Source organism: Mangrovimonas aestuarii, assembly GCF_028767185.1.
Classification (GTDB): Bacteria; Bacteroidota; Bacteroidia; order Flavobacteriales; family Flavobacteriaceae; genus Mangrovimonas_B; species Mangrovimonas_B aestuarii.
In genome coordinates this window covers 64115-83256 of sequence record NZ_JARACK010000010.1, presented here as the reverse complement: position 1 = coordinate 83256, position 19142 = coordinate 64115, and the positions used below count along the sequence as shown (strand labels likewise).

The window sequence follows — 19142 nt, the reverse complement described above, 5'->3', positions numbered from 1 at the left end:
CAGTTCAAATGTTTAACAAAAAGAGAATGTGTTGAAGCAGGTGAGTATAGATTTTGAAAAAGTAAGTGCTAATATTATTTTTCTGGTTGCACTTACACTTCCAATGTATACCGGGATAAACAACCTTTTATTAGGACTTTTTGTTATAGTATCAATTTTTGTCTTTTTCCTTAAAGATAGGACGTCTCGTGTTGAAACACCATTAAAATTTTTTACACCTGTTCTTCTGTTTTTTTTATTGGCAGTATTGGCATCATTAAATAATTCAGGATTGCATTTCCTGAAACACTTAGAAAAATACTGGTCGTTTTTATTGGTGCCATTAGCATTCAGTTCTTTGAGGAGCGAGGTATATAGGATTGAGAGTAGTCTGTTTAAGGGGTTGGTTTTTGGTTCTGCGGTCACGCTATTAATTTGTTATGGAAATGTTGTTTATGAAATGATAGTAAATAGTGAACCGTTGCCATATTTTTTACGTTGGCGTCATTTGGGTCATGACTTTGTAAGGGTGGCAGATACCCACCCGGCTTACTTAGGGTTGTTTATTTGCACTGCTACTTACTATTTGCTTTTTCATGAGAATAAACTTAATAAAACTCTCAAAATAACATTACTGATCCTATTTTCTTTAGGGATGCTTCAATTGGTTAGCAGGATGGCATTGTTTATTTACATTCTTGTTTTTGGGCTTTATTTACTTAAAAATATTTCTAAATATAAAAAGCAACTGATTGCTATCTTTCTCTTTATTGCGACTGGGACGGCCCTGTTCTTTTACTATGGAAGCGCCTATTTAAAGGATCGTTTGTTTTCAACAGAGTCTGTTGAGGGCGATAGCCGTTTCGAGCGCTTAAGAGTCTCTTACGATATTTTTAAAGAGCATCCCTTTTGGGGTGTGGGCTTCGATAGCGTTGACGAGGTAAGGGTTGAAAAGTATACAAACTACGGTTATATAGTAGCAGCTCATCGCGAATATAACGCCCATAACCAGTTTATGGAGTATTTAAGCATTAATGGTGTTTTGGGCGGGACTGTTTATTTGGGGGTATTTACATTTCTTATAATATTTGCCGTTAGAAAAAAAGAGTATTTGTTCCTTTTTATTATAGTTTCATTTTTCCTTGCCAACCTTACAGAATCCATGATGGTTAGGATTAAAGGAATAGAGTATTTTTCTTTGTTTCTGGCATTTTTTATATGGAAATATTTTAAAAGCAACACTCTTATAGAAAAGTAATTCATTCATTGATGGATTAGTTTTAATACTTTTGCTGTCAATACATGGAGTTGTCCAAAAAGTAAAATAATATTGCCTATTGTTTGATTGAGTCTTTTTCCTAAGCTAAGCTTAGAACGTTATAATTCAGGAGAAACAATGTCGAAATTATTAGTTGCTAATAAAAGTATTTTTTTGACGACGTATGAGTAAGTAAAGTGAACACTCGAATTATATTATAGTCACTTTTAGATAACTCGCATTTTAAAATTAAACTCTAAAAAAGCTTGAAAACGGCATTAATTTATCTCTTAGGGGCAGGGCGCAGTGGTACAACGCTTTTGGCAACTGTATTGAATAGCCATCCTAAAATACAGACCATAGGAGAAATGCATCAGTTTGTTGAGCATTTAAAAGAAGGTAAGCAGTGTTCTTGTGGTGAGGAGGTTAAAGACTGTCCCTTTTGGGGTAACATTGTTAATGATTTGAGTTTTGATGAAAATGATCTTGAACGCCTAGACACTATTCTACAGCGAAGTGAATCCCATAAAAATATACCCGGGCTCCTATTAGGTGATGTGAAAGGAACTGATGAATATTTGAAAATACAGCACGATATTTTCAAGTCGATTACACTAAATGCCCCTAATCAGGTTTTATTGGATTCTTCCAAATATATTGCACGTTATTTATTGTTGAAGAAGGGTGGTTTATTTAACCTCAAGGGGGTTTATGTTATTAGGGATGTGCGAGGAGTTATTAATTCCTTTGGAAAGCAGGTTCAAACACCCAAAAAACCTATTGCTACTATTGTTTATTATTCCTTAATCAATTTTTTTGGGCAAATTTTGTGTTGGATGGACAAAGACATAGTTAAAATTAAGTACGAAGATTTTGTTATAAATCCTGTTTTGGTGACTTCTCAGATCCATGAACATGTTTTTGGAGAGGGTCATAATAATTTTGAACTTCCAAAGCATTACGAAATGCCCCATATTATTGGAGGTAATAGGATGAAAACGAGCAAAAGTATTTCCATTAAGCCAGATGTAAAATGGAAAGCGAATATGCCTAGAGACAAACAAATTCTGTATTATATTTTAACATTACCGTTAATGTTGATTAATAGATATAAGCTGTGATGAATATTTATATTACTCTTGACTATGAGCTGTTCTTTGGGGCATCAAGCGGAACTGCTGAGGATTGTATCATTAAACCAACGCAGGCATTATTGAATATTGTTGAGCCATATGGTATCAAATTTACATGCTTTGTGGATTCTGGTTATTTATTGGCGTTGGAAAAATACAAAGCGGACAATAAGTTTCTTCAAGGGGAATATGAAAAAGTAACTCGTCAAATTAAGTATTTATCTCAAAGCGGACACGGGATAGAGCTTCATATTCATCCGCATTGGGAAGACTCCATCTATGAAAACGGTAAATGGATTTTTGACACATCACGTTACAGGTTGTCTCATTTTTCAAAAGAAGCCGCAGCAGATATTGTAACGAGATATACAGATGTCTTAAAACGAATAACAGATATAGATCCTGTTGCTTATAGGGCGGGAGGTTGGAGCGCACAGCCTTTTGGACATATTAAAGACGCTTTAAAGCGCAATGGAGTAACGATAGATAGTACGGTGTTCCCAAATGGATATCATGAATCTGATAATCAGAAATATGATTTTCGAAATGTTCCCCAATATGTAACCGAGTATAAATTTTCTAATGATCTGACACTTGAAGACTCTGAAGGTGAGTTTACGGAAATACCAATTAGCTCTACCAAAGTTGCCCCTTTTTTCTTTTGGAAATTTGCGTTGGCAAAAATGCTAAAACAAAATAAGCATGTAGCTTTTGGAAATGGAGGGGCAATAGCTATGCCTAAACGGCAATTACTACGATTAATGCTTATTCCGTCTTATACAGTGGTTTCAATAGATGGCTATAAGTCAAATTTAATCCAAAAGTCTTTTAGAAGATATAAAAGGCATACTTCAGAAAAAGGGAATTTTGTTTTGATTGGGCACCCCAAGGCCTTCACACCTTATTCTCTTAATAAGCTCAATGAGTTTTTAGCCAATGTTCAAAGTAGCAATAACTTCAAAACTTTTCGTTGAAAAAGCACATATAACTGTAAAACTTTCTGGGTTACATCTCATCTTTTTTTGTTTTAATGAAATGTAGCTCAACCACACTTTGTCCAATTTACACTCTGTTTTAGACCTTTAGATTTAATGTTCAAATCTCTTTAGCAGTTTTATTGATTATAGTACTTTTGGCGGGTAATTTTTTTAGTTATCCTTCTGCTGCAATCTATTTTAATATTTAGCAGGAAGCTTTCAGCTATTATGAGCAAAATCAATATCCTTAATACAAGCATAGACAACTTATCAATGAGTGATACCTTGAATATTGTTGAAGAAACAATATCCAATGGTAAACAACTACACCATGTTGTTGTGAATGCAGGGAAGATTGTTGCTATGCAAAGGGATTTGCAGCTCAGAGAGAGTGTAAATGAAAGTGATATAATAAACGCAGATGGACAGGCCGTTGTTTGGGCGTCTAAAGTGTTGGGTAAACCCTTGAAGGAGCGTGTTGCGGGAATTGACCTAATGGAAAATCTTGTGGCTTTAGCGCATAAAAATAGTTATAAAATATTTTTTCTAGGAGCTGCCGAAGAAGTAGTAAGGGCTGTTGTCGATAAATATTCCAGTACTTATTCCGCAGATTTAGTGGCAGGGTATAGAAATGGTTATTTTAAAAAAGAAGAAGAAAAAGCTATAGCCAAGGAAATAGCAGAAAGTGGGGCACAAATTTTATTTGTAGCCATAAGCTCTCCTACTAAAGAAAATTTCCTATATGATAACAAAGCTCTTTTGAAAAATGTAAACTTCATTATGGGGGTAGGAGGAAGTTTTGATGTTGTTGCAGGGAAAGTGAAACGTGCTCCCTTATGGATGCAGAAAATAGGTATGGAGTGGTTTTATAGATTTGCTCAAGAGCCTAAACGCATGTGGAAACGTTATTTGGTTGGTAATTCAAAGTTTATTTGGCTGGTGCTTAAAGAGCGCTTGCAGATGTAATTACCATTGGTTCTCTATGCTTTTAAAACTTTTTGAGTATAAGGTCTAAAAAATGTCATTAAGTTGTAGGATTTCCTATTTTTGTACCAAACACAACCCTAGCATATGAAAATATCAGTAATCGGTACAGGTTATGTCGGTTTGGTTACCGGCACTTGTTTAGCTGAGACAGGAAATGAAGTCCTGTGTATTGACATTGATGAAAATAAAGTTAAACAGATGCAACAAGGTGAAGTTCCTATTTATGAGCCTCATTTAGATGTGTTGTTTGAACGTAATATTAGTGATAATAGGCTTAAGTTTTCTACATCTCTAAAAGAAGGGTTAGATCACGGCGAGATAATCTTTTTGGCCTTACCAACCCCAGAAGATGAAGATGGGTCTGCAGATTTGAAATATGTACTAGGTGTAGCTGATGAGATAGGCAAAATGATCTCTGAGTATAAGGTTATTGTAGATAAAAGCACTGTGCCTGTAGGTACCGCCGATCGCGTTCGTGAAGTTATTGCCAAAAACGCAAAAGTCGATTTTGATGTAGTGTCCAATCCTGAGTTTCTTCGTGAAGGATTTGCTGTTGATGATTTTTTAAAGCCTGAACGAATTGTTATTGGTTCGAGTTCGGAGAGGGCTACAGCCCTTATGGAGAAGCTGTATAAGCCTTATGTGCGTTCTGGGAACCCTATTCTAATTATGGATGAACGTTCTGCTGAGCTTACAAAGTATGCTGCGAATTCCTTTTTGGCAACCAAAATCACTTTTATGAATGAGATTGCCAACTTTTGTGAAAAAGTTGGAGCAGATGTGGATAAAGTGAGAATAGGTATGGGAACCGATTCACGTATTGGAAAGCGCTTTTTGTTTCCTGGAATAGGTTATGGAGGGTCTTGTTTTCCAAAAGATGTAAAAGCGTTACACAAATCAGCCAAGGATTCTGATTACGATTTTAAAATATTAAAATCGGTTATCGATGTAAATGCCAAACAAAAAACGGTATTGTTGCCTAAAGTAGAACACTATTTTGGTGGAAACCTTAAAGGCAAGAAAATTGCCATTTGGGGATTGGCATTTAAACCTGAAACAGATGATATTAGAGAAGCTCCTGCCTTGGAAATAATTGATTTATTATTGAGTAAAGGAGCTGAGGTTATAGCATTTGACCCAGAGGCCATGCCAAATGTTGAACGTAAACTTGGTGACGCCATTGCTTTTGCGGATGGAATGTATGAGGCTTTAGATGGGGCAGATGCACTAGTGATTTGTACAGAGTGGAGTATTTTTAGAACCCCAGACTTATCTTCTGTAAAGAAATTGCTTGCTAATCCAGTCGTTTTTGACGGTAGAAACCTTTATGATACACAAGAGATGACTACGGAAGGATTTGACTATTTTTCAATAGGAAGACCTTAAACTATCTTGCTTAGACAGATTTTGAAGCAAATTTGGTTATCTTGTCTTCAATAAAAATTTAAAGGTAAGTTACTATGAAAAAAGTCCTTATTACTGGAGCAGCAGGGTTTTTAGGTTCTCACTTGTGTGATAGATTTATCAAAGAAGGAATGCACGTAATAGGGATGGATAACCTTATTACTGGTGATTTAAAAAACATTGAGCATCTTTTTCCTCTGGAGCATTTTGAGTTTTATCATCATGATGTAAGTAAGTTTGTTCATATTCCTGGTGATTTGGATTATATCCTTCATTTTGCCTCTCCTGCAAGTCCCATAGATTATCTAAAAATCCCGATTCAAACTCTAAAGGTGGGGTCATTGGGAACCCACAATCTATTGGGATTGGCAAAAGCAAAAAATGCAAGAATACTAATAGCGTCTACTTCTGAAGTTTATGGTGATCCTTTAGTGCATCCGCAAACCGAAGATTATTATGGCAATGTAAATACTATAGGACCTAGAGGAGTGTATGACGAAGCCAAGCGTTTTCAGGAATCGATGACCATGGCATACCATAGGTTTCATGGCTTGGAAACAAGAATTGTCAGGATATTTAACACTTATGGTCCTCGAATGCGATTAAATGATGGTCGAGTGATTCCTGCTTTCATGGGGCAAGCCCTTAGGGGAGAAGATTTAACTGTTTTTGGAGATGGTATGCAGACACGATCGTTTTGTTATGTTGACGATCAAGTTGAGGGAATCTATAGATTGTTGTTAAGCGATTATTCTAATCCTGTTAATATAGGAAACCCTCATGAGATTACCATAAAGGATTTTGCAGAAGAGATTATTAAGTTAACAGGGACAGATCAGAAAATTATCTACAAGCCATTACCTCAAGACGACCCTATGCAACGTCAACCGGATATTGGCCTAGCAAAAGAACTGTTAGGTTGGGAGCCTAAAGTAGGCAGAGAAGAGGGTATGCTTAATACCTTCAACTATTTTAAGCAATTAACCCAAGAAGAGCTTTATAAAAGCGAACACAAAGATTTTTCAAAACACATAAGAAAGTAAAGCAATAAATTGAGCACATTTAAAGCAGGTAGATATTCAGGTTATTTAAGACCATTTTCCTATTTGATTGACTTATGTGCAATCAATGGTTTGGCGATGCTTTATTTTTTTAAGGATGTTAACCCGTTTGTTTTTGTTCCGCTTGTTTCTTTTGCTTGGGTGGTCATGTCTATTTACTCCAGATTTTATGAGGTGTATAGATATTCTAGAGAGGTAACCATAGCTGGGCTAATATTAAAGCAAGCAGGATTGTTTGCACTAATAATATTTGCTTTTTTTGGTTTTTACAATGATGTTATAGCGATTCCTAGGGTTATTTTTTATTACACGTTATCCGTTTTTTTTATAATTACTGTTTTTAAGTTTTCTATCTATTATTTTTTGCAAAAGTATCGTGTGTCATTTGGTGGAAACTATAGAAATACTGTAATCTTCGGTAAGAACAAGCAAACGTTTGCCTTAGAGAACTTTTTTAAAAGTAGACCAGAGTATGGATATTCACATAAAGCAACTTTTAATTTAAAGGATAAGAATAAACATGATTTGGATGATTGCTTCACGTTCATCAAGAATGAAAAAATAGATGAAATTTATTGTTCTGTTTCTGAGCTTTCTAATACTCAGCTCCAAAAAGTGATAAGTTTTGCAGACAACAACCTCAAAATATTAAAGTTCTTACCAGACAATAAAGGAATTTATTCCAAGAAACTCAAGTATGAATATTACGACTATATACCAATATTGTCTTTACGTGACATACCTTTGGAAGAACCGGTAAACCAGTTTTTTAAACGTGCTTTCGATATTGTTTTTTCGTGTTTTGTAATTGTTTTTTTGCTTTCATGGTTAACACCGTTATTGGCAATACTAATTAAGTTAGAATCAAAGGGGCCTGTTTTTTTTAAACAATCTAGAAATGGCTTCAACTATAAAGAGTTTAATTGTTATAAGTATAGGTCTATGATGCCTAATGAAGAGGCTCATTTATATCAGGTGACTAGAGGAGATCAACGGGTTACTAAAGTGGGTAAGTTTATCAGAAAGACTAGTATTGATGAATTACCTCAGTTCTTCAATGTACTGTTTGGAGACATGTCTGTGGTTGGGCCTAGACCACATATGGTTAGCCATACCGATATGTATGCTAAGAGTGTCGATAAGTTTATGGTACGTCACTTTGTAAAACCAGGTATAACTGGACTTGCTCAAGTAAGTGGGTTTAGAGGCGAAGTAGAAACGGATAAGGATATTATCAATCGTGTGAAATACGATATCTTCTACGTCGAAAACTGGTCTATACTTTTTGATTTAAAGATTATTCTTCAAACTATAGGCAATGCAATTAGGGGAGAGGATAAAGCTTACTAAACTTGTGTTTTCAGGTGAGATAATTGATTGTTAAAATCAAATTTAACTTTCGCGGTTTCTTTTATGGTCTTCTTTCTTTCGATTGAAAGAGATTCTTTTTTAATACTGTTTATTATTATGTTTAATTGCTCATAATCCTTTTCTGGGGCAATCCATCCAAGTTTGTTGTTTAAAATAATAGACTCGCCTTCACCGCCTCCAAAATAAAGCATAGGAAGCCCTAAATGGGCATATTCAAAAATTTTTGAAGGTACCGACCCGTATATTCTGTTTAGTAAGGGAATTATGGTTAAATCGTACTGTAAAAGTTCTTGGTGAAGTTTCTTTCGGGTGAGTTCGCCATGAAAACTAATAGGTAAGTGTTGGTTTTGAGCTATAAAATTTTTAATGCCAATTGTTTCTGCTCCATTACCATAAATATGAAATTCAATATTGGTATAATCGAGTTCATGGCAGAGTTTTAATATGCCTTGAGCAACACCTAACAATCCAGCATAAACCATTTTTATCTTTTTGTTATTGGTTTGTGGTTTGTGGTTGAGATTTGGAAGGTTGAAATTCGGGTAATTCCTATATAAAAAGGTATACTTGTCCGGACAGATGTTTTTTATGTGATCTAATATTTCATGGCTTTGCCCTAACACCAAATCGGCTCTTTTATAATTAAATTTTTCAATTTTCTTTAAAAGAGAATATCCAATACCTTTATTAAGGGCTCCTAAATCCAATCCGGCCTGCGGCCATAGATCGCTAACATTTAGTATGAGCTTTCGGTTTTTCTTTCTAAGAAATAAAGTGCTGGTAAAAGCAACCAAAAGCGGTGGTGATTGAATTATTACTGTTTTCGGAATAGAATTAAAGGCAAAATAACATAGCAAGCTAAAACTATACGATAGCATAGCGAATAAACGTAAAAATTTGTTTTTAGAATTGTTGGCATATAGCCAAAGACGGATTACAGTTATGTTTTTTTCATTAGATATTATTTTTCGTTTCGCTTTGTACTCCGGAAGTATTTTTCCGTTTGGATAGTTTGGTAATGGTGTTATCACGGAGACTTGAAAGCCAAGGTCCTTTAGTCCTGTTGCTAAATGATGAATGCGGTTAGATGCTGCGCCTATTTCTGGGGGGTAGTAATTTGTAATAATCAATACTTCTTTCATCGTGAATCGGTGTTGATAAAAGATTGAAATTGTTTTAACTTACCACTGGTATTTCTATCTAAGATTGATTTTCGCTCAAAACTAATGTTCAGCCCTTTTTCCAAATAGCGCTCCATAGCATCCGTAATGCTTTGCTCTTTGGTTTCACAAAGGGAAGTTTTACTAGTGTATTTTATATGGAATTGCGATTTGCTGTGTTGCTCAATTACAAATGACTCGACGTTACTTTCATCTTCAATAATGCTTTTGGTTACATAATAAAAAGTAAGTCCTGCCGCTTTTTTACCGCTAGGTAAAATGGCGATGTCGTTTGTTCTTCCGGTTAGCTTTTTCAATATTGATACTCTCGGAGTGCTGTCTTTTGAAATGATTCCAAGATCACCAATATCGTAACGGATAAAGGGGTGGGCTTTATTGAACAAGGATGTAATAACTATTCGTCCTTCTTCTCCGTTGGGAAGTGGTTTGTTGTTCTCATCCAAAACTTCTACAAATAAAGTTTCGTTGTTTAATTGCCATATTCCATTAGGGGTTTGAAAAGCGATAAGATCAAGCTCTGAGGCGCCATATTCGTTAATCACAGGGATACCAAATTGTTTCTCCATGGTTAATTTGTCGTCTTCAAAAAGCATTTCCGAAGTGACTATACATGATTTTAAAGTTGGGCAAATATCTTTTAGAACAAGGTTGTTTCTCTTTAAATACTTAGAAAATTGAACTATTGGGCTAGTGTAACCGTTGATATAGTCAAACTTTGAAGCTTTGAATTTACTCAATACTTTATCGAAAGCCTGATCGCTAAGGTCAAAGACTGAAAACCTATATCGATTACCCATATAGTCCTTCAAACGTTCTTTGTGATATCCTGCTCTATCTAGTGGAATACCATAAAATCGAGCTTGTTTAGAGGTGTTAAAATCAATATTGTACCAAGAAAACCGATCCATAATAATAGCCCAAGTCAATGCATGGCAAAACTTGTCCTTAGCAAATACAAACGGGTCACCGGAAGAGCCTGACGTTTTGTTTATATAGATGTTTTTCTTGGAGTATCCATTTGAAAGGCGATTGGTCAAAGGTTGTTGTAAATCCCTTTTGGTCATTACGGGGACCGAATTCCAATTATTGAGGTCAATATCCCTTCCAAAAGATTTGTAAATTGGATTTTGATTCAAATGGAATTTAATAATTTCTCTTTTTTGCTGTTGAATGAACCCAAGGAAATCTTCATCTCTTTTTGCTTTCAGTTTTTGCAAGAAAACTTTTGCATCATCTAATGGATAGCCGTTTAGTCGCAATGTCAGATCGAATATGTTCAAGGGGATATGTCTTCTGGGTTTTTGGTAAAATAATTATTTTTTAAGCGTAAAAGCAATTATTTTTGCCACAAAACAACAACCATGAATATATTAGTTTTAGGATCTGGAGGACGAGAGCATACATTTGCTTGGAAAATAGCTAAAAGTCCATTGAGCAACGAGTTATATGTTGCTCCAGGAAATTCGGGAACTGCAGAAATAGCAACAAATGTTTCCATTGGTGTAACCGACTTCGAAGCCATTAAATCCTTGGTAATTGAAAAGGAAATTGAAATGGTTGTTGTAGGGCCCGAAGATCCTCTGGTACAAGGGGTGCACGATTTCTTTTTAAATGATGACGCGCTTAAACATGTGACTGTAATTGGACCAGAAAAAGCCGCAGCTGAATTAGAGGGAAGCAAGGAGTTTGCAAAAGCATTCATGTCGAGACATAATATCCCAACAGCAGCATATCAAAGTTTCACGAAAGATACAGTAGAACAGGGATATGCTTTCCTTGAAACGTTAAACCCTCCTTATGTTTTAAAAGCAGATGGTTTGGCTGCTGGTAAAGGTGTATTGATTATCGATAACCTTGAAGAGGCTAAAGCTGAATTAAACAATATGTTAGTAGATGCTAAGTTTGGAGATGCCAGTAGCAAGGTTGTAATTGAAGAGTTTCTTGATGGTATTGAGTTGAGTTGTTTCGTGCTTACCGATGGAAATGACTATAAAATTTTACCAACAGCAAAAGATTACAAACGAATTGGTGAAGGAGATACAGGGTTGAACACTGGTGGAATGGGGGCAGTTTCTCCTGTGCCATTTGCTAGTGAAGAGTTCTTAGAGAAGATAGAAACCCGAATTGTTAAGCCAACTGTAGAAGGTCTTAAAAAGGACAATTTACCTTATAAAGGATTCATCTTTATCGGATTGATTAAAGTGGGTAATGATCCACTTGTTATAGAATATAATGTTCGTATGGGGGACCCTGAAACAGAAGTTGTTTTACCGCGTTTAAAAAGCGATCTTGTAGAGTTGTTCAAAGCTGTAGGGGATGGAACGTTAGGTAGTAAATCCATAGAAGTAGATAAAAGAGCAGCTACAACAGTTATGGTTGTGTCTGGTGGTTATCCAGAAGCTTACGAAAAAGGAAAAGTTATGACAGGTGTCGAGAACATGGAAGGTTCTATACCTTTCCATGCCGGAGCTGTTATTAAGGATGGTCAGATTATAACCTCAGGAGGACGTGTAATTGCTGTTACCTCATATGGCGATACATACCAAGAGGCCATAAAAAAATCTTATCAAAATATAGAAAAGCTACATTTTGATAAGATGTACTATCGTAAAGATATAGGATTCGACTTATAGGAACGAATGAGCACTAACGGTTTTGTCGTCTTCCTGATTGTCGTTGAAGATTTTTAATTGCTTCATCCAATAAAGGAAGGCTACAAATCCGATAAGGATAAAAATCCAAGAAAGGGTATTAGCTGCCCACCAGCTTTCAAGTTCTAAAGATCTTATAGCGTCTAAAGGCTTGAAAAGTACGTTTACAAATAAATCTTGTATTGCGTAAAATAAGTCTTTCATAGTGTGGTATATTTACGTAGCAAAAATACAAAAACAGTTAATGATTACAAGCATTTTTAGTAAATCTAAGCCAATCAATTACTTATTTGCCCTAGTAATTGCTACTGTAGCTTTTGTAATTGCTATGTTAAGGTATTCTCAGTATTCGCACGATGCTATTGATGTTATGCCTTTAATGAAGCATATAGGTCTTTTTTTGGTGAGCTATGCATCACTTTTGCTATTGAGCTTTATGGTGATAAAGAACAACCTCTCCAAAAAAAATAACTATGACGTGCTATTCTATAGTGTTTTTCTTTTGATTTTGCCTCAAAGTATGCTTCATACAAAGGTTGTCTTGTCAAATTTTTTTATTCTTCTTGCCTTAAGACGATTGCTTAGTGTTCGATCGCAAATAGATCTTAAGAAAAAGTTATTCGATTCTGCACTTTGGATTGCTGTAGCAGCTTTGTTTCATCCTTGGGCCTTGTTGTTCTTTCCATTGATATTTGTGGCATTGGTACTGCATTCTGATAACCGTTTGAGACATTGGATAATCCCTTTTACTGGTTTAGCTGCAGTATATGTATTGTATCTGACCTACGTTTCTTTACAATCAGGTTTTTGGGAAAAGTTTCTTCCGTTTACACTTGATGCCGATTTTGATTTTACACATTATAATACTTTTCAGTTTATAGTTTCCATTACAATATTGTTGTCGTTTGGAATGTGGGCGTTATTGTTTTATTTGGTTAATATCACAAAAAAGAAAAGAGGGGTAAAACCATCGTTTAAGACAGTAGCATTTGCAATGCTCTTAGCTTTAGCAATTGCTTTAGTGTCTCCAAATAAAGACGGGGGAGAGTGGTTGTTTTTGTTTGCGCCCTTGTCTATAGTCATGGCAAATTACATTGAGTCTATAAAAGATCACTGGTTTAAAGAGGTTTTTGTTGGAGTGTTACTGTTAACTCCTTTTATTGTGTTAATGTTGTAGTTTTTCTCCAAAAGCTAAATCACCGGCATCCCCAAGACCTGGGATAATATATCCATAATTGTTAAGCTTATTGTCTACAGCAGCAATCCACAAAGAGGTTTGACTTGGCACATGGCTTTTTATATAATCTATTCCTTGAGTGGCGCCGATAACACAGGCTAAATGCATTGCTTTTGGTGTTCCATGGGGTTTTAAAGCGTCGAAAGCGGCAGCTAATGATTGGCCTGTTGCTAACATAGGATCGGCTAGAATAAGCGTTTTATCAGTTAAGTCTGGGCAAGCTAAATATTCAATAATTATCTCGAACTCTTCTGGGTTTTCAGAGTTATGATGTCTGTAAGCAGAAATAAAAGCACTTTCAGCAGTGTCAAAATAGTTTAATAATCCATTGTGCAAGGGGACTCCGGCTCGAAGTACAGAGCAAATTACTACATCATCTTCTGGTAGGTTTATTGAGCTATTTCCTAAAGGAGTTGTTATGCTAGTGGGGCGATAACCGAACGTTTTGCTTATCTCATAAGCCATGATCTCTCCAATACGTTCAATATTCCTTCGAAACCGCATTTGGTCCCTTTGAATATTGGAATCCCTTAATTCACTTACAAATTTGTTTAGTATAGAATTGTTAAGCGATAAATTGTGAATTTGCATAATATGTCTACTTCAGGTTTAGAGTAAAGTTAACCAATTAAAATACAATTTGACCCATTAGTTTTCTGCCTCCTATGGTCAGCTGAGTGATTGAAAATGGGGCCTATGTCCATAATTTTGCGTAGGTTTGCGTTTTAAATTTGAATAGATATGTTTACGAGTAAAGCCAATAAGATATTTCAAGAAGTGATTGAAAAATATCATGTAATCAATACTGTGGATCAACCGTTCATTAATGCTTATAGTGAACAGGAAGATTTGTTAGCACACCTTCTTTATAGAAAGTGCTGGATCGATACCGTGCAATGGCATTACGAAGACATTATCCGTGATCCACAAATCGATCCTGTTGCAGCTTTGACGTTAAAGCGTCAAATTGATGCTTCAAACCAAGATCGTACAGATATGGTTGAGTACATTGATAGTTATTTTTTACAGAAATATGCCGATGTTTCAGCTAATGGCGATGCAAAAATCAATTCGGAAAGCCCAGCTTGGGCAATCGATCGCTTGTCAATCCTAGCGTTGAAAATTTACCATATGAATGAAGAAGTGGAGCGAACAGACGCTACTCCTGAGCATGTAGCAGCTTGCCAGAAGAAATTGGATGTTTTGTTAGAGCAACGTGTTGATTTGAGCACTGCAATAGACGATTTATTACAAGATATCGAGAGCGGTAATAAATACATGAAAGTGTATAAACAAATGAAGATGTACAACGATGATGAATTAAACCCTGTGTTACGTTCACAAAAATAGTAGTTATAGCATCCCTTTTGGGGTGCTTTCTTTTTTTTAAGTATGTCTAACTCCATTAAACATATTCTTGTTATTCGTCTGTCGGCAATGGGAGATGTTGCAATGACAGTACCTGTTTTACGTGCATTTGTTAAGCAGTATCCAGGTGTAAATTTAACGGTGCTCACAAGGGCTTTTTACAAACCGTTTTTTAAAGACCTTCCAAATGTTGAGGTATTTGTAGCAGACGTAAAAGGGGTGCACAAAGGTGTTGTTGGGTTGTTTAGGCTTTCAAAGACATTAAAAAAGCAAGGGGTTGACGCTGTTGCCGATTTGCATAATGTTCTTAGGAGTAAGATACTGAAAGGATTTATGGGGAATATGCCTTTTTTTCAAATAGACAAGGGGCGTGAGGAGAAAAAGGATCTTACCAAAGGAAGAATATTTAAGCAGCTTAAAACTACCCACCAACGTTATGCAGATGTATTTGGAAAATTAGGTTTCCCAATTGATTTGTCAGCACCTGTATTTCCGGAGAAAGCCAACCTTAGTTCAGAGGCTAAAAAACTGTTAGGCCATAAAAATAGTAAATGGATAGGTATTGCTCCATTTGCAGCTTTTTCTTCTAAAATGTACCCTCTAGAATTGATGCGCAAAGTTGTTGAGAAGCTTTCAGAAAACCATTTGATTGTTTTGTTTGGAGGAGGACAGGCTGAAACGAAATTGCTTGACGAATTTTCCAGTTCCAAAAGTAATATAGTAAATTTAGCAGGTAAGCTGTCATTTGAGGATGAATTAGACGTTATCTCTAATTTAGATGTTATGATTTCAATGGATTCTGGTAATGGTCATATAGCTGCTATGTACGGTGTTAAAGTTGTTACTATTTGGGGGGTAACTCACCCTCATGCCGGTTTTGTGCCATTCAACCAACCTGATTCTCTTCAATTAACCGCCGATAGGAAAGAATACCCTTTGGTTCCAACATCAATCTACGGAAATAAATACCCAGAGCACTATCTTACCGCTGCGGGAAGTATAAAACCAGAAACAGTGATTGAAAAAATAACAGCTGTTTTAGAAGAAAGCTAGCAATTAATTTCTACTTTATTACTTAGATTTTTTCTGAAGAAGTTGAAAAGTAAAATATTGGAGAAGATAAGCAATAGGCCATAGAGGCTATCTTCAATTGGGATGGTAAAAAGACGAAGCCCTATAATTTCATTGGCGTTATACCAAACTATAGGGGCTTCAATAATGCTGCCAGTCAGTATTCCATTGCTCAAAATGAAAAATGGAAATATGAGTAAATAGCTTATATAATAAATAGATAGGTTGACTTTTGAGAGTTTTGTGTAAAGTAAGAAAGCAGAAGTTAACATGAAAGTTAAGCTAGTGTAGGACTTTTTGTTATAAACAATGGCGAGAGACAGCAAGGTAATGATTAGGACATATGTAATAAGCTTTTCGGTTTTAAGGTAAGTATTTGTTTTTAGTAAATACAGTAAAGCGAAGTACGTAAACACGCATGCAAATGGGATGCAAATGAAAAAGAGTATCTCTTCCAAAGGTAAATTTCCAAAATAAATACCGGTTAAATAATCTGAATTAAACCCCCAAATACCAGCTTCTGTAAACCAGTAATCCCAAACTAGGAAAAATGCACTTATAATAATATTAGCTTTAAAAAAAGCGGGCCAGTTTTTGTAAAATGAATGTTTTGGATAAAAGCTAGCTATGAGAGGAATGGCAATACAGGCTAAATTAATTATTAGATAGGTGTATGGCTTCATTTCGTATGGTATAACCTATAATATTTAAAGGGAACCAATAACATTCCAAAACACTCACCATCTTCTCTTTTTAGATGTTTATGGTGTACTTTATGAGCACGACGAAGTGCTAAAAGATACTTGTTCTTTACATTTCTAAACCATTTAAACCTTTGGTGTATCAATACGTCATGGATTAGGAAATAAGCCATGCCATAGATAAAAATGCCTAAACCAATAAAAAATAAATAGTTTAGGTTAGGTCGTACCCCAAAAAAACATAACATTATGCAGGGTGTTGCGAATATTAAAAAGAAGCTGTCGTTTTTTTCAAAACGGTTCTGTTGATTTGGTTGGTGATGGTCTTTGTGCAAATACCATAAAAAACCATGCATAACATATTTGTGTGTTAACCATGTTATGCCTTCCATTAAAACAAAAGTAAATAGTGTAATTACAATATAGATCAAAGCAGTCATGTCTATTCCTTTAAATTATATTGAACTTGTACCTAATATAGGCGCTCGTTAAGATAGCAAATTTTCTGGGATTGGATATTCTAATCCTTCCTTCGAGTACCTTACTGGAATCGCTTCGCTTAATTTTTTTAAGCAGTTTTAGGTAGTACTTATATGCAACATAAACTCCTAGTCTGCTTTCCAAAGGGAGTTTAATGATGCCCTGATAGGCTTTTTTAAAGTCGTATTCGATTTCTTCGATAATTTGTTTTTTAGTAACATTAGAGAGATGGCCATCAGTCAGGTCGGGGAAATAGGTTCTGCCGAGTTCTTGCTGGTCTTGCTTAAGGTCTCTGAGAAAATTCACTTTTTGAAAAGCAGACCCTAAATGAGATGCCGATTTTTTAAGCTTTTCAAACTTTAAGGTATCATTGTTTGCAAACACTTTAAGACACATAAGGCCTACAACATCGGCAGATCCGTAGATGTACTCCTCGTATTCTTCCTTGGAGCTGTAGGTTGTTTTATGCAAATCAAAACGCATACTTTTTAAAAAGTGGGTTACATACTCTTGTAGCTCATACTTATGTGTAACTTCCTGAAAGGCATTCAGAATTGGGTTTAGACTTATTTTTCTATTTAAAGCATTCTGGTAATCTTTCTCAAACTCATCTAGTAGTTCTTCTTGATTGTATTCGTGAAACGAATCTACAATTTCATCAGCATAACGAACAAACCCATAAATAGCATAGATTGCCGGTCTTATTGATGGAGCAAATAAACGTATCCCCAGTGAAAAGGAAGTGCTATAGGTGTTAGTTATAAGTTGGCTGCAAGCTAAGCTTGAACTATCGAATAATGCTTTCATAGAGGGTGATATTTTTCAATTAATTGGCTGGCTAACTTTCCAGAAATTAGAGAGGGGGGGACACCAGGACCTGGAACTGTCAGTTGTCCACAGAAATAGAGATTGCTCAGGGTTTTGCTCTTTAGCTTGGGTCTGAGTATATGGGTTTGCATCAGGGTGTTTGCCAGTCCGTAAGCGTTGCCTTTGTAGGCATTGTAATCAGACTTAAAGTCAGCAATTCCATATGAAAACTTGAATAGAATATGATTACCTAATTTTTGGTCTGTTAGCGATTCTAAACGATTGAGTATTTTCTTAAAATATTTTTCACGTAACTCATCGCTATCCTCCAAATCAGGAGCTAAAGGGATTAAAAAAATACCAGCTTCAGTATTCATTGGGGCACAAGACGAATCTGTTTTACTTGGAAAACTGGCATAAAATAATGGTTTTTCCGGCCACTCTGGATTATCGTATATCGCTGCAGCATGATGATCGAAATCCGAATCAAAGAATAAAGTGTGGTGCTTTACGTTTTTTATTTCTTTGTCGAATCCTACATAAAATAAAAGAGCCGAGGGAGCATAAGTTTTATTCTTCCAATATTTGTCTGAATACTGCCTATGTTTTTTTTCGAGCAAACGTTCTGTGTGATGATAGTCTGCTCCGCTAAGAACAATGTCTGCAGCATAACCACCTTTAGAAGTCCAAACTAAAGAAACCTTGTTTTGGTTTGTTTGCAACTTATTTACAGAAACATTGGTAATGATTTCCACTCCAAGCCCCTCGGCAATTTTTGCCATTGCCTGTATAACTTGATGCATGCCTCCCATGGGATGCCATGTTCCAAGTTTAAAATCGGCGTAATTCATAAAGTTGTAGAACGCAGGAGTTTTAGATGGTTTTGCTCCAAGAAAAAGGACTGGGAATTCAAGTGTTTTTTTTAACCTTGGATCGGTGACATAATTTGATATCTGTCCTTTGATGGTTCTGAAAAAGGAAGAGACTCTTGAGAGGGTTTTAAAATTTATAATTTCGAAAACATTTTGCCCCGGTTGATAAACAAGATCTTTAATGGCAATTTGATAGTTGGTATCTGCCTTGTTTATAAAACGTTTCAATTTATTTCCACTTCCTTCTTCTATAGATTCAAAAGTTTTAACAATCTCTTCAAATTGTCCAGAAATATCTAGAAATTCTTTTTTTTCAAAATATACCCTATAGGCAGGGTCAAGTTTTTCTAATTTATAATAGTCAGATGGTTTTTTTCCGAAATCATTAAAAAATCGTTCAAAAACATCGGGCATCCAGTAAAATGTAGGGCCCATATCAAAAGTGAAACCCTTGTGTTTTAATTGCCTTGCTCTACCTCCAACAGTTTTATTCTTCTCTAGAACTGTGACACTGTATCCTGCTTTTGCTAGATAGCATGCTGCTGATAGAGAAGAAAATCCTGAGCCAATTATAACTATGCTAGATGGTTTCATTTGTAGGGAT

19 protein-coding genes are annotated in these 19142 nt (G+C 35.6%); 11 read left to right on the top strand and 8 right to left on the bottom strand.

Features of this window, described 5'->3' with window-relative positions; genetic code table 11:
- Positions 1-40 precede the first annotated feature (40 nt).
- From PWU04_RS12435 to PWU04_RS12405, 7 genes are all read left to right on the top strand, one after another.
- A complete protein-coding gene (locus PWU04_RS12435; protein ID WP_274476460.1) occupies positions 41-1237 on the top strand; it encodes an O-antigen ligase family protein in 1197 nt (398 codons plus the stop codon).
- A 266-nt stretch (positions 1238-1503) separates the two neighbouring features.
- Positions 1504-2358 carry a sulfotransferase gene (locus PWU04_RS12430; protein WP_274476443.1) on the top strand — a complete coding sequence of 285 codons (855 nt, stop codon included), beginning with the start codon at positions 1504-1506 and terminating at the stop codon, positions 2356-2358.
- The gene (locus tag PWU04_RS12425; RefSeq protein ID WP_274476442.1) at positions 2355-3344 is read left to right on the top strand and encodes a polysaccharide deacetylase family protein; all 990 of its coding nucleotides are present in this window, start codon (positions 2355-2357) and stop codon (positions 3342-3344) included. The genes PWU04_RS12430 and PWU04_RS12425 overlap by 4 nt, the downstream gene beginning before the upstream one ends.
- 231 nt (positions 3345-3575) lie before the next feature.
- Positions 3576-4313 carry a WecB/TagA/CpsF family glycosyltransferase gene (locus PWU04_RS12420; protein ID WP_274476441.1) on the top strand — a complete coding sequence of 246 codons (738 nt, stop codon included), beginning with the start codon at positions 3576-3578 and terminating at the stop codon, positions 4311-4313.
- A 105-nt stretch (positions 4314-4418) separates the two neighbouring features.
- A complete protein-coding gene (locus PWU04_RS12415; protein ID WP_274476440.1) occupies positions 4419-5720 on the top strand; it encodes a UDP-glucose dehydrogenase family protein in 1302 nt (433 codons plus the stop codon).
- Positions 5721-5794: 74 nt separating this feature from the next.
- Positions 5795-6781, top strand: coding sequence for a UDP-glucuronic acid decarboxylase family protein (locus PWU04_RS12410; protein ID WP_274476439.1), 987 nt, complete (start codon positions 5795-5797; stop codon positions 6779-6781).
- A 9-nt stretch (positions 6782-6790) separates the two neighbouring features.
- Positions 6791-8149: an undecaprenyl-phosphate glucose phosphotransferase gene (locus PWU04_RS12405; RefSeq protein WP_274476438.1), complete on the top strand. Its 1359-nt coding sequence runs from the start codon at positions 6791-6793 to the stop codon at positions 8147-8149.
- Here PWU04_RS12405 and PWU04_RS12400 read toward each other — a convergent pair.
- Together PWU04_RS12400 and PWU04_RS12395 are read right to left on the bottom strand one after the other, a co-directional pair.
- Positions 8146-9312, bottom strand: coding sequence for a glycosyltransferase family 4 protein (locus PWU04_RS12400; RefSeq protein ID WP_274476437.1), 1167 nt, complete (start codon positions 9310-9312; stop codon positions 8146-8148). The two genes, PWU04_RS12405 and PWU04_RS12400, sit on opposite strands and share 4 nt — an antisense overlap.
- Positions 9309-10631: a phenylacetate--CoA ligase family protein gene (locus tag PWU04_RS12395; RefSeq protein ID WP_274476436.1), complete on the bottom strand. Its 1323-nt coding sequence runs from the start codon at positions 10629-10631 to the stop codon at positions 9309-9311. Before PWU04_RS12395 ends, PWU04_RS12400 begins: the two co-directional genes overlap by 4 nt.
- Before the next feature lie 81 nt (positions 10632-10712).
- On the opposite strand from PWU04_RS12395, the gene purD reads away from it, so the two are divergent.
- Positions 10713-11984, top strand: a complete 1272-nt coding sequence (gene purD / locus PWU04_RS12390; RefSeq protein ID WP_274476435.1) for a phosphoribosylamine--glycine ligase — start codon at positions 10713-10715, stop codon at positions 11982-11984.
- Here the strand turns inward: purD and PWU04_RS12385 are convergent.
- Entirely contained in the window at positions 11979-12206 is a 228-nt protein-coding gene (locus tag PWU04_RS12385) for a DUF6341 family protein (protein WP_274476434.1), read from the bottom strand. The genes purD and PWU04_RS12385 overlap by 6 nt on opposite strands.
- Before the next feature lie 40 nt (positions 12207-12246).
- On the opposite strand from PWU04_RS12385, the gene PWU04_RS12380 reads away from it, so the two are divergent.
- The gene (locus tag PWU04_RS12380) at positions 12247-13179 is read left to right on the top strand and encodes a DUF6427 family protein (RefSeq protein WP_274476433.1); all 933 of its coding nucleotides are present in this window, start codon (positions 12247-12249) and stop codon (positions 13177-13179) included.
- Here the strand turns inward: PWU04_RS12380 and upp are convergent.
- Complete coding sequence (gene upp / locus PWU04_RS12375) at positions 13168-13830, bottom strand: uracil phosphoribosyltransferase (protein ID WP_274476432.1); 663 nt, start codon at positions 13828-13830, stop codon at positions 13168-13170. The genes PWU04_RS12380 and upp overlap by 12 nt on opposite strands.
- Before the next feature lie 150 nt (positions 13831-13980).
- On the opposite strand from upp, the gene PWU04_RS12370 reads away from it, so the two are divergent.
- A complete protein-coding gene (locus tag PWU04_RS12370; protein WP_274476431.1) occupies positions 13981-14589 on the top strand; it encodes a DUF4254 domain-containing protein in 609 nt (202 codons plus the stop codon).
- 42 nt (positions 14590-14631) lie between these two features.
- Complete coding sequence (locus PWU04_RS12365) at positions 14632-15660, top strand: glycosyltransferase family 9 protein (protein WP_274476430.1); 1029 nt, start codon at positions 14632-14634, stop codon at positions 15658-15660.
- Here PWU04_RS12365 and PWU04_RS12360 read toward each other — a convergent pair.
- Genes PWU04_RS12360 through PWU04_RS12345 form a run of 4 tightly spaced genes read right to left on the bottom strand, consistent with a single transcriptional unit; the run spans position 15657 to position 19132 of the window.
- Positions 15657-16361, bottom strand: coding sequence for a lycopene cyclase domain-containing protein (locus PWU04_RS12360; protein ID WP_274476429.1), 705 nt, complete (start codon positions 16359-16361; stop codon positions 15657-15659). The two genes, PWU04_RS12365 and PWU04_RS12360, sit on opposite strands and share 4 nt — an antisense overlap.
- The gene (locus PWU04_RS12355; protein ID WP_274476428.1) at positions 16358-16819 is read right to left on the bottom strand and encodes a sterol desaturase family protein; all 462 of its coding nucleotides are present in this window, start codon (positions 16817-16819) and stop codon (positions 16358-16360) included. The genes PWU04_RS12360 and PWU04_RS12355 overlap by 4 nt, the downstream gene beginning before the upstream one ends.
- A 10-nt stretch (positions 16820-16829) precedes the next feature.
- On the bottom strand, positions 16830-17666 hold the full coding sequence (locus PWU04_RS12350; protein WP_274476427.1) for a phytoene/squalene synthase family protein: 837 nt from the start codon (positions 17664-17666) through the stop codon (positions 16830-16832).
- Entirely contained in the window at positions 17663-19132 is a 1470-nt protein-coding gene (locus PWU04_RS12345) for a phytoene desaturase family protein (protein WP_274476426.1), read from the bottom strand. The genes PWU04_RS12350 and PWU04_RS12345 overlap by 4 nt, the downstream gene beginning before the upstream one ends.
- Positions 19133-19142: the final 10 nt, after the last annotated feature.

Coding starts and splice junctions, on each gene's coding strand:
- PWU04_RS12370 (WP_274476431.1), top strand. CDS start 13,981: ATGTTTACGAGTAAAGCCAATAAGATATTTCAAGAAGTGATTGAAAAA.
- PWU04_RS12345 (WP_274476426.1), bottom strand. CDS start 19,132: ATGAAACCATCTAGCATAGTTATAATTGGCTCAGGATTTTCTTCTCTA.
- PWU04_RS12400 (WP_274476437.1), bottom strand. CDS start 9,312: ATGAAAGAAGTATTGATTATTACAAATTACTACCCCCCAGAAATAGGC.
- PWU04_RS12415 (WP_274476440.1), top strand. CDS start 4,419: ATGAAAATATCAGTAATCGGTACAGGTTATGTCGGTTTGGTTACCGGC.
- PWU04_RS12360 (WP_274476429.1), bottom strand. CDS start 16,361: ATGAAGCCATACACCTATCTAATAATTAATTTAGCCTGTATTGCCATT.
- upp (WP_274476432.1), bottom strand. CDS start 13,830: ATGCAAATTCACAATTTATCGCTTAACAATTCTATACTAAACAAATTT.
- PWU04_RS12385 (WP_274476434.1), bottom strand. CDS start 12,206: ATGAAAGACTTATTTTACGCAATACAAGATTTATTTGTAAACGTACTT.
- PWU04_RS12350 (WP_274476427.1), bottom strand. CDS start 17,666: ATGAAAGCATTATTCGATAGTTCAAGCTTAGCTTGCAGCCAACTTATA.
- purD (WP_274476435.1), top strand. CDS start 10,713: ATGAATATATTAGTTTTAGGATCTGGAGGACGAGAGCATACATTTGCT.
- PWU04_RS12355 (WP_274476428.1), bottom strand. CDS start 16,819: ATGACTGCTTTGATCTATATTGTAATTACACTATTTACTTTTGTTTTA.
- PWU04_RS12410 (WP_274476439.1), top strand. CDS start 5,795: ATGAAAAAAGTCCTTATTACTGGAGCAGCAGGGTTTTTAGGTTCTCAC.
- PWU04_RS12420 (WP_274476441.1), top strand. CDS start 3,576: ATGAGCAAAATCAATATCCTTAATACAAGCATAGACAACTTATCAATG.
- PWU04_RS12380 (WP_274476433.1), top strand. CDS start 12,247: ATGATTACAAGCATTTTTAGTAAATCTAAGCCAATCAATTACTTATTT.
- PWU04_RS12365 (WP_274476430.1), top strand. CDS start 14,632: ATGTCTAACTCCATTAAACATATTCTTGTTATTCGTCTGTCGGCAATG.